Consider the following 15920-nt stretch of genomic DNA (forward strand, 5'->3'; position numbering starts at 1 on the left):
AGTCCTCCTTGACCTCCTCCCGTCTCATCTCCGGGCGGCGCTACCCGCTGGCGGTGGCGTTGCTGCTGGTCGCGGTCCCGCTCGCGATGGTGGCCGCCGTCAGCCTCGGCGCCGTCGACCTGCCCGCCGCGGACGTGTGGCACACGGTCGTCGCCCACCTGACGACCGGGCGGCGTCCCGTGGACGTCAGCGGCATCGACGACGAGATCATCTGGAACTCCCGGGCCCCGAGGACCGTCCTGGCCCTCGTCGCCGGGGCCGGGCTCGCCGTCGCCGGGGCCGTGCTGCAGGCGGTGGTGCGCAACCCGCTGGCCGACCCCTACGTCCTGGGGGTCGCCTCCGGGGCGTCGCTGGCCGCGGTCGCCGTCATCACCCTGGGCGGCATCGTGGGACTCGGCGTGCCGGGGGCGGCCTTCGTGGGGGCGTGCGCCACGCTCGCCCTGGTGCTGCTGCTCGGCAGCAGGCGCGGCACCCTGGCGCCTACCCGGCTGATCCTGGCCGGGGTCGCCCTGTCCTACCTGCTGCAGGGGGCGACCGGCTACCTCCAGCTCCGCGCCCAGCCGGGGCAGCTCTCCGGCATCCTGTTCTGGCTGCTCGGCTCGGTCTCTGGCGCGGGCTGGGACGACCTGGCCGTGCCGTGCGCGGTGGTCGTGGCCTGTACGGCGTGGCTGACGTTCCAGGGCAAGCGGCTCAACGCGATGCTGCTCGGCGACGAGACGGCCGCCATGCTCGGCGTCGCCGTACACCGGTTCCGGCTGACGCTGCTCGCCGTGTCGGCGCTGCTGACGGCTGCCGTCATCTCGGTCGCCGGGGGCATCGCGTTCGTCGGGCTGATCGTGCCGCACGCCGTACGGCTGCTCGCCGGTCCCGACCACCGCCGTGCCCTGCCGCTGATCGCGCTGGGCGGCGGCCTGTTCCTGGTCCTCGCCGACCTGGCCGCCCGCACCCTGTCGCCGCCGCTCGAACTTCCGCTCGGCATCCTGACCGCCGCGATCGGCGCGCCGTTCTTCCTGTGGCTGCTGCGCCGGGAAGGGCCGGTGTCCTGATGCGGGTGGAGATCACGGACCTGGACCTGCCGCTCGGCGGGGTCGCGGGGGTCGGGCTGCGGGTCGAGCCCGGCGAGTTCGTCGGGCTCATCGGCCCGAACGGCAGCGGCAAGTCCACGCTGCTGCGCGCGCTGTACCGGGCGCTGCGTCCGGACGACGGGGTGGTGCTGGTCGGCGGGGACGACGTGTGGCGGAGCCTGACGGCCCGCGAGTCGGCGGGGCGGATCTCCGTCGTGGCCCAGCACGGCGGGGACGGCTTCGACTTCACCGTCGCCGAGCTCGTGGCCACCGGCCGCACCCCGCACCGGACCTCCCCCTCGGCCGACCGGGAGATCGTCGCCGCGGCCCTCGAACGGGTCGGGATGACCGGGATGGCCGAGCGCCTGTACTCGACGCTGTCCGGAGGCGAGCGGCAGCGGGCGCTGCTGGCCCGCGCCGTGGCCCAGCGGGGCGCCCTGCTGGTGCTCGACGAGCCGACCAACCATCTCGACGTCAACGCGCAGTTCGAGCTGCTCGGCCTGGTCCGCTCCCTGGGCGTGACGACGCTGGCGGCGTTGCACGAGCTGAACCTCGCCGCCGCCTACTGCGACCGGCTCTACGTGCTTGAGGCGGGCCGGATCGTCGCCCACGGATCCCCCGGCGACGTGCTGACCCCGGCCCTGCTCGCCGAGGTGTTCGGGGTCCGCGCCCACGTGGGCGTCAACCCGCTCACCGGGCGGCCGAACCTCACCTTCGCGCCGCTGAAGGACACCTTCGAAGAAACTGGAGACCCCCGATGAGAACGCCACGAGCGGCCCTGTGCGCCCTGACCCTCCTCGCCCTGACGGCGGGCTGCGGCGCCGGTCCCACCACGGCCGCCGCCCCCGCCGCCCCGGGCGGTGAGGGCGCCTTCCCCGCCCAGGTCGTCAACTGCGGGCGGAGCGTTCAGGTGGACAGCCTGCCGAAGCGGATCGTGTCGTTCTTCCCGTCCAACACCGAGCTGCTGCTCGCCCTGGGGGTCAAGGACCGGCTCGCGGGCCAGGTGTGGGCCGACCAGTCGCCGCCGAAGCCCGCCTACGCCGCCGACTACGCCGGGGTCAAGGTCCTGTCCGGGGGCGAGGTGTCGAGGGAGACGCTGCTGGCCGCCCGTCCCGACTTCATCCTGGCCGACGGGGAGTACAACTTCGACGGCAAGAAGCTGCCCACCATCGCCGAACTGGCCGAGCTGGGCGTGCCCGTCTACGTGGACGCCGCGTTCTGCCCGGGAACCACCGGCTCGGCGACCCTCGCCGACGTCGGACGCGACCTCGACGCCCTCGGCGGGCTGCTCGGTGTGCCCGGCCAGGCGGCTGGCGCCAAACGCGACGTCACCAGGGCCCTCGACGGCCTGCGCCGCCGCCTCGACGGACGCGCCCCGGTGCGCACCGCCATGGTGCAGGTCTTCGACAGGCAGCTGTACGGCCTGGCGGGCGGCCTCTACTCCGACATCCTGCGCGTCGCGGGCGGCGCCAACGTGCTCGACGGGCAGGTCCCGACGGGCAAGAACTTCGACGTCGTCTCCGTCGAGGCCGTCGCCAAGGCCGACCCGGAGACGATCGTCTACCACTACACCGACGAGGCCGACCGCGCCTCGGCCGAGAAGTGGCTGCGTGAACACCTGGGCCAGACGAAGGCGGTCAGGAACGGCCGTCTGGTCGCCACGCCCGCCGCCGACTACTCGGGGCTGCGCGCGGTCGACGGCGTCCAGACGATCGCCCGCGCCCTGCACCCGGACGTGTTCTGATGCGCCGTTACCTCGCCGCCCGGATCACCTCGTGGGCCGGGTCGTCGATCACCCTCGTCGCGTTACCGGTGCTGCTCTACCAGCGCACCGGCGACGCCGCCCTGACGGGCCTGCTCACCGCCATGGAGGCGGTCCCCTACCTGCTGCTGGGCCTGCCCGCGGGGGCGCTCGCCGACCGGTGGGACCGCCGCCGCGTGCTGACCCTCACCAGCCTGCTCAGCGCGCTGCTCGTGGCGAGCGTCCCGCTGGCCGCCGCGCTCGGGCTGCTCACCACGCCGCACCTGTTCGTCGTGGCGGCGGCGACCTCCTCGTCCTTCGTGTTCTTCGACGCCGCAGCGTTCGGCGCGCTGCCCGCGCTGGTCGGGCGGGAGGGGGTGGCCAGGGCGACCGGCGTCCTGATGACCTGGAGCACCCTGGTCTCACTCGTCGGCCCGGCCCTGGCGGGGGTGCTGGTGGCCGCGACCGGCGCGGCCCCGGCGATGGGGATCGACGCGCTGAGCTACGTGGCCGCCGCGCTGCTGCTGGCCCGGCTGCCGCTGGCCAAGCCGGAGCCCCGGCCCCGCCGTGACCTGCGGGCCGAGATCCTCGACGGTGTCCGCTACATCCGCGCCCACCCGGTGGTCGGGCCGCTGACCTTCCTCGGGGTCGGCAACAGCCTCGCCGAGGGGGCCGTGATGGGGCTGCTGGTCGTCGTGGCGGTCGAGCGGCTCGGCCTCGGGTCCGCCGATCCGGCGATCGGCCTGCTGTTCGCCGCGACGGCGGTCGGCGCCATGGCGGCCGGGCTGGCCGTGCCCCGGCTGCGGCTGCGGTTCAGCACGCCCGCGATCTCCCTCACCTCGCTGACGGCCGTGGGGATCCTGCTGGTGGTGTGGGCCCTCACCGAGCACCTGGTCGCGGGGCTGGTGGTGCTGGCCGTCTGGCAGGCGGCCAACAGCCTGGTCAGTCTGAACGGCATCATCGAACGGCAGGAGCGGACCCCCGACCACCTCCAGGGCCGGGTCAACACCACCGCCAGGATGATCGCCTGGGGTGGGCAGCCCGCGGGAGCCGCCCTCGCCGGGCTCCTGGCCGAGCTGACCTCTCCCAGGACGGCTCTGCTGGCGACGGCGGCGGCCGTACTGCTGTCGCTGCTGCTGCCTCCGGCGCGTGCCCTGGCCCGGCTGACCCCCTCCGCGTCCCGGGACTGAATTCTCAGCCGGAGGAATTCCCGGTTGCTCCCATAAAGTGCAGATTTCAGGCCATAGCAGGAAAAATCAGTATCGGGTCGAGCGGTCCGTATTCCCCTTTACGGAAATATTGATCTTGTTATATTTTGATAATAAGACCGGTATTCCTCGGGGGCGGTCATCCATTGACGGATACGGACGAGGACATATGGCCAAACAGCTCGTACGGTGGGAGATCGACGGCGGAGCGGTGGTCGTCGAAACGGACGAGGACTACGTCACGGACTGGGTTCCGGTCTCCACGACCGGCGACCGGGTCATCTACGACGCGAAACAACGGTTCGAGGACGCTCTCAAGCACGTCAGGGGCGCGGCGGAGGCGGCGCTGCGGACCTTCCGCGAGGGCACGACCGGCCCGGACGAGGTCGAGGTCGAGTTCGGCGTGAAGCTGGGCACGGAGGCGGGGGCCGTCATCGCCAAGGCGTCCGTCGAGGGGAACCTCACCGTCAGGATCAAGTGGTCGGGGCCGCGGAACACCGAGCACAGCGGATGAGCCGTGCTCACCACGTGGCGGGCCCGGATCACCGGGAAAGGAGAGCGCTCCCCGGTCACGGGAGCGGGCGTCCTCGTGGACGCAAGACATCTGCTGACCTGCGCGCACGTCGTGCACGGCTGCTCGGATCTCACCGTCAGCTTCGTGCAGGCGGGCCGGGGAGACCTCCAGAACATCCCCGTTGACGTCTCACACCTCGGCCCCTGGCGATCCCCGGGAGATCCCGGAGACATCGCCGTTCTCGAACTTCCCGACAAAGTTGATCTCTCCCCGGCCAGGTTCTCCCTCAGGCCGGACATCACTGCCGAGTTGAACGCCCACGGCTTTCCTAAGGACGCGGGTCCTTTCGGTTCCGCTCTCGGATTACGGGTGACCTCCTCGCACGGCATCGGTGAATGGCTGAGCATCGAGGCCACGACCGGGCACGCGGAGTTTCCCCGTAAGGGATTCAGCGGTTCCGGCGTATACGAGGAAAACAGCGGCGAGGTCCTCGGGCTGGTCTCGGACGCCTCACCCGAGGCGAGCCGCCGTACCGGCCGCATGATTCCCGTCGAGACGATCCGCCGTCACTGGGAGGACTTCGACGACCTTCTCGACCTGCCGTGGCTGCCCAGGGAGGCGCGCATCCGCCTGCGGGCGATCGTCGGCGCCGCCGTACCGGAAACCGGGCTCGCGGAGCTGGTCGCGGGCGTCTTTCCCGGCACGCCCCGCCCGAGGGACCTCCACTCCCCCTGGGACGCCGTCAGGTTCGTCGCCGAGGAGCTCCGCGTGGAGCTTCCGCTTGACGACCGGCTCACCAGGATCGTCACCGCCCTGTCCACCCGGCTGACCGGCCCCGGCGTCCGGACCGGGCTGGCGGAGTGGCTCGGGACCACCCGGAGCGCTCCCCCCGCGAGCGCCTTCTTCCTCTCCCACTGCGAGGAGGACGCCGCCTACGCCGGGCGGCTCGGCGAGCACCTGCGCCTCCACGGCGTGCCCGTTTCGCACGACGGCATCTCCCGGGCCCTGGGCGTCATCGTGCTCGTCTCGCCCGAGGCGGAGAGGTCAGGCCGGGTGATCGGGGAGGTCCTGGAGGGCCAGCGGCACAACCGCAGGATCATCCCCGTCCTCCTGCGCGGGGAGCCCCTCTCCATCCTCGGTTCCACCCGGCACTTCGACGCCCGCGACGGCGCGCTACCCGACGAGGAATATCTGCGCGAGCCGCCGCAGGCACCGCGGCCACTACCGCGACCGCCGATCCGGAGCACGCCCGCCACCGGGACGGCCCCGATCAGGAAGCTCACCTCCCTCCTGGACGACCGCGCCCTCGAACACGCCGACCTCTGGACGACGACCCTCCTGCTCGACACGGCGGGACGGCTCGGGACCGGCTGGATGCGCAGGCTCGACGGGGAGCTTCTGCCGTACGGCCTGCTGGAGGAGGTGGACGCGGTCTGGGCGCGCGCCCTGGACGGGACGCAGGGGTTCGGGACGCAACTGGCCTGCTACGACGGCCCTCCCCCGGGCACTCCGGCCGGGCACGCCGGTGACTTCTTCGCGCTGGCCGACGCCCTCGGCTGGCGCAGGGACCGTCAGGCGACCCCGAGATACGGGGAGTTCGTGCCCGCGGGGCCGCTTCCCACGGGTTTCTTTCCCACGCTGCGCAACCCGCAGCTCGAACACCACCGAGGCTGGCACGACCAGTGGAGGCAGACGGCGATGGCGGTTCACCTACGGCTGAGGAAGAACCCACGGATGGGGACGAGGGGAGGGCGGCGATAGTGGCCGGGCTCGTCGTCAAGCTCTCCAAGGGAGAGATCGGCATCGTCCGGCGCAGGTTCGGCCGGATCCACCCGGAGGACGAGGGCCGTGAGATCCGCGTCCAGGAGACCTCCCCTGGCGTCCAGGCCGCGGTCCTGCAGTCGGACCGCATCCACGTGCTGCCGAATGCCCTGTACGAGGTCACGGTGGTCAGGCGGACCGAGGTGCCACTCGGGACGATCGGCGTCGTCGTGGCCAAGGACGGCGCCCCGCCCTCGCCCGTCAGGAACCTCGCCCCGCACGTCGAGTGCCGCGACTTCCAGGACGGCGTGGCGTTCCTGCGCGGCGGTGGGACGCGGGGCAGACAGCCCGGGGTCCTGCGCGGCGGCGCCTCCTACGCCATCAACACGGAGCTGTTCGAGGTGATCACCGTGAACACCCCCGTGGAGGCGAGGCACGGCCTCACCGACGACGACCTGAAGGAGATCACCATCCCGGAGGGCACCGCCGGGGTCGTGGTGGTCCGCGAGGGCGAGCCCGCCGGAGAGGAGGAGGGGACGCTCGGCCGCCGGGTGCCGGGGCACGCGAGCTTCCAGCTCCCCACGGTCTTCCTGGACGGCGGCGGGCAGCGGGGGGTGCAGGAGGAGACCCTCGGCGGCGGCGACTACCGCATCAACCCCTGGTTCGCCAGGGTCGTGCAGATCCCCACCCGGGTCCTCGTCCTCGAATGGAAGAGGTCGGACAAGAAGCGGCCGAGCAACCTGGACTCCTCGCTGGACCAGATCCGGATCAACGTCGAGGGCCACTGGGTGCGCTTCGACATGAGCCAGACCATCCAGATCCCGGCCAAGGCCGCCCCCGTGCTGGTCAGCCGGGTCGGCGAGCAGAAGACCGCCCAGGACGACCCCCCGGTGCGGCGGTTCATCGATCGGGTCCTGGCGCCGACAGTGGAGAGCTACTTCCAGCGCGCGGCGGCGGGCCGCCAGATCCTCGACTTCCTCGACAGTCCCGAGGCGATCCGGCTCGAACTCGCCGGGCAGGTGTGCGAAGCGCTGGAAGGCTGGCAGGTCAAGGCGGGCGAGACCTCCCTCGGCGACTTCGAGCCCGAGAAGACGACCATCCACGAACTGCGCATGGAGATCGTCGCGGCGCGTACGCGGAACCAGGAACTCCAGCACATCAACGAGAACGCGGACATCGAGGAGGAGATCAAGCGCAAGCAGCTCAGGACCGAGCGGGAACGCCGCAGGCTGGACGCCGTCATCCTTGAGGAGCACGTCCGGCTGCTGGGCGCCGACCGCGTCGCCATGGAACGGTTCATGTCCCACCTCAAGGAGGTGGACGTGCCGACCTACGTCGGCGGCAACGCCGAGGGGATCCTGCAGTACATGCCGCTCCAGGTCGCCCAGGAAATGATCAACACCGCCCTCGGCGGCCCATCACGGCGGCAGGAGATCCCCCGGGGAGCGTCGGGAGGCCGCGTCGAGACCGCGCTGAAGCGGGCACTGACCGGCCAGCGCTCGGCGCTGCTGGCCGACGTGGGCGGCGGGCCGTCCCCCGAGCAGGACGTCGTCGTCTGTCTCGGCCGGGAGGACGACCACGCCGAGGTCAGGGACGCCCTCGACCGGTTCCTCCGGTCCTGCGGCTGGACCGTCGCCGGGGAGTCGGAGCCCGTCACCGGCCCGTGGCTCCAGACGGTCACGATCAGGGCGGCGGACGCGGGCAGGGCCGCGACCTCCGAGGAGCTTGAGGACGAGCTGCGCCGCGCCACGGACCGGGAGTCCCCCGGCTCGGGCCTCGCGGCGGAGCTGGCCGAGGTCCTGGCGGGCACGCCGCTGGCCGTGCTCCTCGTCGGGCCGGTCCTGCTCACCTCCGCCAACGGGGAGCACGCCGTGCTCCGCCTGGGGCACCGGCAGCTCAGCCACCTCATCCGCAGACCGAACCGGCTGCTCACCGAGCCGCTCGCGGTCGTCGCCGAACTGCGCGGGAGCGGCGGATGACCGCCTACGGGATCGACCTCGGGACCACCTACTCGTGCATCGCCAGGGTGGACGAGACCGGCAGGCCCACGGTGCTGCGCAGCCTTGAGGGCACCGACACCGTCCCGTCCGTGGTGTTCTTCGAGTCGGCGGACAACGTGGTGGTCGGCGCCGCCGCCAAGGACGGCTCCGTCCTCGAACCCGGCCTCGCGGTCAGCCTGATCAAGCGGGAGATGGCGCACGGCACCCTCTACAGGAGGCACGGCAGGACCTACACCCCCGAGGAGATCTCGGCGTTCATCCTCAGGAAGCTGGCCGAGGACGCCCGCGTGGCGACCGGGGAGACCGTCCGCGACGTGGTGATCACCGTCCCGGCCTGCTTCGGCGCCGCCGAGCGCGACGCCACCCGCAAGGCGGGCGAGATCGCCGGGCTCACCGTCGTGGACGTCGTCTCCGAGCCCGTCGCCGCGGCCATCACCTACGGCCTGCTCACCCCGGGGCAGGACCGCACGGTCCTCGTCTACGACCTGGGCGGCGGCACCTTCGACACCACGGTCATCACGCTCAGGGGCGGGAACATCGAGGTGGTCTGCACCGACGGTCACGACGAGCTCGGCGGAGCCGACTGGGACGAGCGGCTGATGGAGCACCTCGTCGAGGAGTTCACGCTTGAGCACCCCGACGTCGACAGCCCACTGGAGGACCAGCAGGCCGAGCAGCAGCTCCGGGTGGACGCCGAGGCCCTGAAGAGGACCCTCTCGTCGAGGAACCGGCACGTCGTGCGGGTCGCGCACGAGGGCAGGGTCGCCAGGGTCGAGTTCACCCGCGAGACGCTTGAGGAGCTGACCAAGGACCTGCTCGACCGCACCGTCGAGATCACCAGGCGGACGATGCGGACGGCCGCGGCGAAGGGGGTGCGCGACTACGACCAGTTCGTCCTGGTCGGCGGCTCGACGAAGATGCCCGCGGTCGCCGAGGCGCTGCGGCGGGCGTTCGGGGTCCCGGTCCTCATCCAGGATCCCGACCTGGCGGTGGCCAAGGGGGCCGCGCTGTACGCCTTCGAGGAGACCTACCGGCGCCTGCTGCGCTCCGGCGACCACGCCGGGGCCGAGGCGGTCGCCGAGCGGGCCGGGCTGACGACGGCCCAGCGGGAGCGGATGGCGGACAGGACGATCGGCACGGTCGCCTCCCGCGCCTTCGGCATCGTCATCAGCGGAGAACCCGGCGAGGCACGGAGCGTGCTCCACCTCGTGCACGCCAACGACCCCCTCCCCGCGTCCGTGACCGAGGAGTTCTACACCGTCGTGCCCGACCAGACCGTGGTCGACGTCGAGATCGTGGAGCAGGCGGGAAGCGCCGAGTCGTCGCGCCTCGACGACAACACCAGGATCGCCGGAGGACAGCTGCCGATCCCGCGCGGCAAGCCGAAGGGCTGGCCCATCGAGGTCACCTTCGACCTCGACTCCTCCGGCCTGCTGCACGTGACCGCCAGGGAACGGGAGACCGGCGAGCATCTCGACCTGCGGGTCCAGATAGGAGGCATGTCCGAGGAGGAGGTCAGGGCGTCCCGCACCGAGCTGTCCCGGGTACGGATCGGCTAGGCGGCCCCGATGCCCTTCGACCACGACCGTTACGTCGAGGAGGTCCTCGAACCCGCCCGCCTGCCCGGTGGCGCGCTCCCCGACGATCCGCGCGTGCGCTACCGGGTCGACGAGACGATGAGCGCCGCCGAGGTCACCGAGACGGTCCGGAGAGTACGGCAGAGCTGGCGGCTGGCCAGGGGACAGCTGAAGTTCAAACGGCTCGTCAACCGGCTTGAGGCCGACGACCAGGGGAGATACCGGGAGATCTTCTCCGCTGCGGGGCGGGGGGATCTCGGCCCGTTGCACACGGCCCTGGCGGAGACGGCCGGGCACGCGGCCAGGCGGCGCGCGGACGCCGGGGAACGTCTGCGGGCCGCGGCGGGACGGCTGCGCCTGGTGCTCCCCGACGTCGTCGAGCGCATCGCGGAGGACACCGGGCTCGGGACCGAGGAGACCCTCCTGCTCTGCGCCGAGCTGGAGATCGAGCCGCGCGAGCCCGGCCGGTTGCCCGAGGCCGTGCCGTACGCGGGGTACGGCGAGGTCCGCGCGGCCCTCGACACGCTGGGCGAGCGGCACCTGGCGCGGTTCGTGTTCAGCGACGCCTGCCGGGAGATGCGGGTGCTCGGCGGCTTCGCCATGCCGGACGGCAGGCCACTCGACCAGGACGCCCTTGAGGGGGTGCGGGCGAGGTGGGCGACCGAGCCGAGGGGGGCGCTGACGACCAGGGCGGAGACCGTGCTGACCGCGCTGGCCGCCGCCACCGACCCTGCCGAGCTGGCGCGTCACGACCTCGTGGCCAGGGTGCGCGAGCGGGCCCGCGAGCACGCCGACGACGCCACCCTCGTACGGCACGCCGTCAGTCATCTCGGCCTGGCCCTCGACGAGGCGCGCGGGCTGGTCTTCGCGGTCAGGCACGAGAGCCGGTACGGCGGCCCGCCCGGCGACACGGCGGCCCGCCTCAAGGAGCTGATCGACGGCGGCGACGTCGTGGGCGCGGTAGCCCTGGCCCGGACCCTGGGCGGGGCCGCGCTCTCCGGCGAGGTCGGCGACCTGGTGGCCGAGGCCCAGACCAGGCTGGACACGGCAGTGCGGCTGCGGAACGAGGCAGTGCGGGAGGGCACGGACCCCGACCGGGCCTGGCTGATGCTCCAGGACGCGCTCAGGAGCGTGCCCGACCTGCCGGAGGCCGGGCAGCTCCAGGCCCGGCTCGCCCCGCACCCGGCGGGACCCGTCACGGCCGAGGTCCGCGAGAAGGACGTCCTGGTCGGGTGGGAGCCCTCCGCGTCGAAGGTCGGGGAGATCGGCTACGAGGTGCGCAGGAACGGCGTGCCACTGGCCGTCGTCGCCGGGTCCCCCTTCCTCGACGAGAAGCCCGCCGTCAACGTCGTCCTCCGCTACGAGGTGGTGGCCCGCCGTGGTGAGGGCGCCGCCGTACCCTCCCGCGCCGGACCGCTCGTCCTGCGGCCCGAGCCCGCCGACGTCCGGGTCACCGCGGGCGACGGCGTCGTGTCCGGCGGGTGGACGCCTCCCCCCGAGGCGTCGCGTGTCGTCGTGTCCAGGGACGGGACACCGGTCGAGGCCACCCCCACCGGGTTCCTCGACGCCGGGGTGGTCAACGGCGTCGAACACACCTACGTGGTCGCCGCCGTCTACCCGGCGCCGGAGGGCGAGGCGGTCACCCCGGGCGTGCGCAGGGCCGTCACGCCGAGGGGCCGCCCGGAGACGGTCCGCGCGTTCGACCTCGACCCCGACCCCGCAGAGCCGGGGGCGTTCCTCGTCCGCTGCGCGCCGCCCGCGACCGGCGCGCTGGAGATCGTCGCCCTGCCGGGTGAGCCGCCGTGGCCGGTGGGCACGACGGTCCCGGTGGCCGACGTGCGCGCGGCGGGCCGTACGGTGCCGTCGTCGCCGCACCGGGACGGCCTGACGGTCCGGCCAGAGGGGGTCAGCGCCGTCCTGCTCGCGGTGACGGTCTCGGGGGACCTCGCCACGGTCGGCGGCCACCGCGAACACGTGAACCTGCCGCCCGTCACCGGTCTCACCGCAGAGCGCCGGGGCGAGGAGGTCCACGTGGGGTTCGTCTGGCCCCCCGAGGTGAGCGAGGCCGTGGTCCGCTGGAACGGCCGGGAGCGGATCCTCTCCTCCGCGCTCTACCATGGCCGGGGCGGCGTCCGGCTGACCGTCCCCGAGACCGAGGACCTGACCGTCGAGGTCGCCCCGGCCCTGTTCCTGGGCGGCGGACACGTCTTCGGCCAGGCGAGCGCCGTACGGCTGCCCGCCAGGACGCCGGTCCGCTACGACCTGGCGCGCCAGGGCCCACCGTGGCGGCGCCACCTGCTGCTCACCCTCACCTGCGCGCGTCCCGTACGGCTGGCACGCCTGTCGCTGGTGCTGCGGCGGGGCCGCCTCCAGCCGATGTCCGCCGGCGACGGCGTCGTCCTCGCCGAGTGGAACGACCTGGCGGTCCCGGCCACGCTGGAGATCCCGGCCCCCGGCGTGGCGGGGCCGTACTGGCTGCGCTGCTTCGCCGACCCCGAGGCCGAACTCGTCGATCCGCCCGTGCGGCGCCTGAGGGTGGGATGAACCGTGATCACCTGCGCAAAGCCGTGTCCCCACCGAAACGAGGCGGGCCGTGACCACCTCCGCGAAACCGCGTCCCGGCCGTCGGGTTGAGGTGAGGGAGACGTGATCACCTGTCCGCACTGTTTCGTGAGGCTGCGGCCCGGTCAGGTCGAGTTCCGGTGTGTGGGGGCCTCGGGGCGCAGGGGAGGGTGTGATCCCGAGCCCGACGAGGTCCTGGCCCGTTATCTCGGGTCGGCGGGAGTCTCGCTGCCGCCCGCGTTCGCGGTGCCCAGGCGGGTGCTCCGGCCCGGCCCCAGGGCCGACTGTCCCCGCTGTCACCGTCCGACCGCGCGCCGGGTCTGCCCCCGGTGCCACAACGCGCTGCCCGCCGAGTACTGCCGGAGGCCGGGACGCATCGTCGCCCTGGTGGGGGCCAAGGGGTCGGGGAAGAGCACCTACATCACGGTCCTGCTGCACGAGCTGGCCAACCAGGTCGGCGAGGAGCTGGAGACCACCCTGATGGGCTGCGACGAGCGGACCATCAAGCGCTACGGGAGGGACTTCGCCAACCCGCTCTACCGGGAGAACCGGCTGCTCGACGCGACCCGTTCCGCGGAGACCGAACCCGGTGGGCCGCTGGTCTACCTGCTGTCCAGGACGCTGTGGTCGTTCGACCGGCCGTTCCGCGTGCTCGGGCGGGAGTTCAGGATCAGGTGGCGGTGGACGCGTTCGCTGGCGCTGGTCCTGTTCGACACGGCGGGCGAGGACCTGCGCAGCCGTGACCGCAGCGAGCTGTACCTGTCCTACGTCGGCGCGGCGGACGGCGTCGTCCTCCTCCTCGATCCGCTCGGGCTGCCGGGCGCGGGCCCCTCGGTGCGCGGCGCCACGGACCACCCGGACGACGACCCGCTCGACGTGATCGCCAGGGTCACCGAGCTGCTGCGCGAGCGGCACCGCTCGCGGCGGCTGCGGATCCCGATCGCGGTGGCGCTCAGCAAGATCGACGCGTTGCGGCCCGAACTGGGCCGTCAGTCGGCCCTGCACCGGGCCCGTCCCCGCACGGGCCGTCTCGACCTCGACGACAGGGAGGCGGTGCACGAGCAGGTGCGGGCGCTGCTCGACCGGTGGCAGGCGGGCGCGATCGACCGCTATCTGGGCCAGCACTACGCCGACCACGCGCTGTTCGGCCTCTCGGCGCTGGGTGGGGAGCCCGACGTCCGGGCCGGACGGGTCGGGCCGGGCGGCGTGCGTCCCCACCGGGTCGAGGATCCGTTGCTGTGGCTGCTGCACAGGTTCGGCATGCTGCGCGCGGGGCGGTGAGACGGTGGCCTGGCAGCTGCACTACACCTCGGTGGCGGCGGGTCCGACGGGCCGGGCGGGGTTCCAGTTCGTCGCGGAGACGCCGGGGCTGCCCCCGGGCGTGCGCTCGCGCGTCGCTCCCCTGCTGGCCTACCGGCCACCGCCCAACGCCCCACTCGCCCCGACAAATCAGGAAATATCATGTTTCCCTGTCGCCCTGACCTACGACCTCCTCGGCTCCCACCGGGTGCTGACCCGCTGCGTCTATCTGGGCCGGGACTACTCGGGGCGGTACGGCAACTTCCTCGGCCACGCCCTGGTGGTCTCCCCCGACGAGCTGACCGGCCTGAGACCGGTCGAGCTGTGGGAGGCCCCCTTCTGGAAGGACTCCCCGGACGCGGCCCTGCCCGGTCTGACGGAGATCGTCCCCGGCGCCGCGACCGATCCCGAGTCCCTGGGTGAGTGGCTCGCGCTCCAGGGGGACGGCGGTTACGCCCGGCTCGGCTTCCTGCTGGAGACGACGGTACGGTCCCTGACCGGGGGACACGGACGGCTGGTCCTGGTGGCCGGGGACGTCGAGGAGATCGTCCGCTGGATCACCGTGATCTCCTACTCGCTGCCGTGGACCGTAGCCCTCGGCCTGTCGTTCACCACCTACAGCGCCGACCCGGCGACGGCCTCGCAGACCATCGTGGGGACCACGCCGGACGTCTGGCTCCCCTCGGACCTGGACGCCGAGGTCGTCGATCTCACCGGACCGGTCACCGGCTCCGGGACGGGCCGCCTGGCCCGCACGGTCGTGGACTGCTGGCGGCGGATGGACATGGCCGCCCTGGACGGCATGGCCGAGCTGGGCCGGACAGACCCCGAGGCCGCCGCGGCGCTCGTGGCCCTCTGCGACGGCGACCCCACCGTCACCCGCGCCGAGCAGCTCGACGTGGCACGCCTGCTCGGCGCCGGTCTTCCCGCCCGGGTGTGGCGGGCCCTGGAGGGAGCGGCCGACCGGATGGAGTACGAGCTGGCCGCCGCCGCGAGCGCGACCGGCCCACCGGAAACCGCCGACCGGTATGCCGCCCGGTGCGTGGCGCTGGCCCTGCGGAACCCCGAGCTGCCGCTGCCCGCCGTACGGCTGCGCGCGGCGGCCCGGCAGGCGCTCGAACCCCGGGTGCGGGCCGCGCTGGGCGAGGCGGCGAACCTGACCGGCCTCGCCGACGTGACCCGGCTGATCACCGAGGCCGGGCTGGCCGTACCCGGGCATGATCTTGAGCGCGGGGCCGCCGCGCTCGTCCGCGCCGGGGCGGCCGACTTCCCGCGTGCCGTGGGGCGGATGCCGTACGACCTGCGTGGCAGGCTCGTCGCGGGCGTGCTGGCCGGGTTGGAGACGGCGTCGGCGCGGGTCAGGGCACGCCTGCTGACCGACGAGGTCTGCGACCTGCTCGCGCCCGCCGACCTGGCGCGCGCCCCGCGCACCGGCGCCGCCGTCGTCCACTCCCTGGTACGGCGCGACGCGCTGGGCCGGATCGACGCGACGGACCGTCTGGTACGGCTGGCGCCGGAGCCGGGGCGTGACACGGTGCTGCGGGAGATCTGGGCCGGGCCGCCGACGGCCGCCGAGTGCGGGGCGCTCGCCGAACGGCTGGGCGCGTCGGTCGGGGTCTCCCCGGTCCTGACGGAGCTGCCGGGCCGCGCGTTCCGCGCCGAGGGGCCGAAGAAGGAGACGACGGCGCTGGCGAGGCTGGTGACGGCGCGGATGCCCGTGAGGAGCGCCGAACTGGTCGTCGCCGTCGCGGAGATCACCGACGCGCCCCGGCCCCGCGACCTGGCGGGCCCGCTCGAAAGGCTCCTCGACGCCGGGGAGACGGTCACTCCCGACCTGCGCGGGGCCGTGGCGAAGGCGGTGCTGGGAGTCCTGGACGCCCGGGGGCCGGAGTTCCTGGCGAAGGTCGTCATGACCGCGTCCCGGCGCGCCGCCGCGTGGCTGGTCGACCTGTGGCTGAGGCGCGTCAGGTCGCGGGAGGAACAGGCGAGGCTCCTGGAGGTCGCGATCAGGCTGCGGATGAACGGGGCCGCCTCGGAACGGCTCGACGCGTGGGCCCGCGAGTCGCCCCTGGGCTCCATGCGGTCCAGATTCGCCCGCGATCCCGAGCTCCTGCGGGGTTACGAGGAGCTGGTGCGTCCGCGAGCCGCCCTCTGGGAGCGCGTGCGTCCCCGGCCGCCGTGGAAGCGGGAGTGA

11 protein-coding genes are annotated in these 15920 nt (G+C 73.2%); all 11 read left to right on the forward strand.

Translation table 11 applies throughout. From position 1 onward, the window contains the following. Positions 1-8 precede the first annotated feature (8 nt). The 11 genes from FHS44_RS14935 (at position 9) to FHS44_RS14985 (ending at position 15920) form a co-directional block, all read left to right on the forward strand. On the forward strand, positions 9-1046 hold the full coding sequence (locus FHS44_RS14935) for a FecCD family ABC transporter permease (protein ID WP_246435421.1): 1038 nt from the start codon (positions 9-11) through the stop codon (positions 1044-1046). Further along, the gene (locus FHS44_RS14940; RefSeq protein WP_184714730.1) at positions 1046-1825 is read left to right on the forward strand and encodes an ABC transporter ATP-binding protein; all 780 of its coding nucleotides are present in this window, start codon (positions 1046-1048) and stop codon (positions 1823-1825) included. The genes FHS44_RS14935 and FHS44_RS14940 overlap by 1 nt, the downstream gene beginning before the upstream one ends. Next, entirely contained in the window at positions 1822-2808 is a 987-nt protein-coding gene (locus FHS44_RS14945; protein ID WP_184714732.1) for an ABC transporter substrate-binding protein, read from the forward strand. Before FHS44_RS14940 ends, FHS44_RS14945 begins: the two co-directional genes overlap by 4 nt. Then, positions 2808-3995, forward strand: coding sequence for an MFS transporter (locus FHS44_RS14950; protein WP_184714734.1), 1188 nt, complete (start codon positions 2808-2810; stop codon positions 3993-3995). The genes FHS44_RS14945 and FHS44_RS14950 overlap by 1 nt, the downstream gene beginning before the upstream one ends. Positions 3996-4182: 187 nt before the next feature. Continuing rightward, entirely contained in the window at positions 4183-4527 is a 345-nt protein-coding gene (locus tag FHS44_RS14955) for a CU044_2847 family protein (RefSeq protein ID WP_184714736.1), read from the forward strand. 3 nt (positions 4528-4530) lie between these two features. Further along, a complete protein-coding gene (locus FHS44_RS14960) occupies positions 4531-6288 on the forward strand; it encodes a trypsin-like peptidase domain-containing protein (protein WP_221460697.1) in 1758 nt (585 codons plus the stop codon). Beyond that, complete coding sequence (locus tag FHS44_RS14965) at positions 6288-8267, forward strand: SPFH domain-containing protein (protein WP_184714740.1); 1980 nt, start codon at positions 6288-6290, stop codon at positions 8265-8267. The genes FHS44_RS14960 and FHS44_RS14965 overlap by 1 nt, the downstream gene beginning before the upstream one ends. Further along, positions 8264-9847, forward strand: coding sequence for an Hsp70 family protein (locus FHS44_RS14970; protein ID WP_184714742.1), 1584 nt, complete (start codon positions 8264-8266; stop codon positions 9845-9847). The genes FHS44_RS14965 and FHS44_RS14970 overlap by 4 nt, the downstream gene beginning before the upstream one ends. A 9-nt stretch (positions 9848-9856) precedes the next feature. Continuing rightward, a complete protein-coding gene (locus FHS44_RS14975; protein WP_184714744.1) occupies positions 9857-12409 on the forward strand; it encodes a hypothetical protein in 2553 nt (850 codons plus the stop codon). Positions 12410-12535: 126 nt separating this feature from the next. Beyond that, positions 12536-13708 carry a hypothetical protein gene (locus tag FHS44_RS14980; protein ID WP_312863662.1) on the forward strand — a complete coding sequence of 391 codons (1173 nt, stop codon included), beginning with the start codon at positions 12536-12538 and terminating at the stop codon, positions 13706-13708. Positions 13709-13712: 4 nt separating this feature from the next. Further along, entirely contained in the window at positions 13713-15920 is a 2208-nt protein-coding gene (locus tag FHS44_RS14985) for a GAP1-N2 domain-containing protein (protein WP_184714748.1), read from the forward strand.

Origin of the sequence: Streptosporangium saharense (assembly GCF_014203715.1) — a bacterium.
Taxonomy (GTDB): domain Bacteria; phylum Actinomycetota; class Actinomycetes; order Streptosporangiales; family Streptosporangiaceae; genus Streptosporangium; species Streptosporangium saharense.